The following is a 1,326-nucleotide window of genomic DNA, read 5'->3' as shown; positions in this document are numbered from 1 at the left end:
AAAGCTGTTTCGTTCTTTAACAATCTGGAAGAAGTAAAGTTTTAATCGTTTGACCGACAGGTCAGACGATGGGTAGTGATTGTATGTATCAAAACAAAGCAACAACGCTGTACTTTCTTATCTCTGTAACGCTCTTTGTTCTTCGGAACAGAGGCTAACGTTATAGGGACAAGCGAATAAGTGCACATGGTGGATGCCTTGGCGATTACAGGCGACGAAGGACGTAGTAGCTTGCGATAAGCTGCGGGGAGCTAGCAAACAAGCTTTGATCCGCAGATTTCCGAATGGGGAAACCCGGCCTTTACAGGTCATTGCATACTGAATACATAGGTATGCAAAGCGAACGCGGCGAACTGAAACATCTAAGTAGCTGCAGGAAAATAAATCAACCGAGATTCCCAAAGTAGTGGCGAGCGAAATGGGATGAGCCTGCACGTTTTAGCATGACGCATAGTAGAACGGATTGGAAACTCCGGCCATAGAGGGTGATAGCCCCTTATACGAAATGCGATGTGTGGAACTAAGCGTGCGACAAGTAGGGCGGGACACGAGAAATCCTGTCTGAATATGGGGGGACCATCCTCCAAGGCTAAATACTCGTAATCGACCGATAGTGAACCAGTACCGTGAGGGAAAGGCGAAAAGAACCCCGGAAGGGGAGTGAAATAGATCCTGAAACCGTGTGCATACAAACAGTAGGAGCGGACTTGTTCCGTGACTGCGTACCTTTTGTATAATGGGTCAGCGACTTACATTCAGTGGCAAGGTTAACCGTATAGGGAAGCCGTAGAGAAATCGAGTCCGAACAGGGCGACAGTCGCTGGGTGTAGACCCGAAACCAAGTGATCTACTCATGGCCAGGATGAAGGTGCGGTAACACGCCCTGGAGGTCCGAACCCACTAATGTTGAAAAATTAGGGGATGAGCTGTGGGTAGGGGTGAAAGGCTAAACAAACTTGGAAATAGCTGGTTCTCTCCGAAAACTATTTAGGTAGTGCCTCAAGTATCACCATCGGGGGTAGAGCACTGTTATGGCTAGGGGTTCATTGCGAATTACCAAACCATTGCAAACTCCGAATACCGATGAGTGCGAGCTTGGGAGACAGACGTCGGGTGCTAACGTCCGGCGTCAAGAGGGAAACAACCCAGACCGCCAGCTAAGGTCCCAAAGATTGGCTAAGTGGAAAACGAAGTGGGAAGGCTAAAACAGTCAGGATGTTGGCTTAGAAGCAGCCATCATTTAAAGAAAGCGTAATAGCTCACTGATCGAGTCGTCCTGCGCGGAAGATGTAACGGGGCTAAGCCAGTCACCGAAGCTGCGGATAT

1 rRNA gene is annotated in these 1,326 nt (G+C 48.7%); it reads left to right on the top strand.

The annotated features are described in order from the left end of the window. Window positions 1–166: 166 nt before the first annotated feature. Window positions 167–1,326, top strand: a 23S ribosomal RNA gene (locus F1735_RS33620); the annotation flags it as partial.

Source organism: Massilia genomosp. 1 (genome assembly GCF_011682185.1).
GTDB classification, from domain to species: Bacteria; Pseudomonadota; Gammaproteobacteria; order Burkholderiales; family Burkholderiaceae_D; genus Telluria_A; species Telluria_A rubra.
Note: the sequence above shows the minus strand (reverse complement) of the source record. Positions and strands in the feature narration are given on the sequence as shown.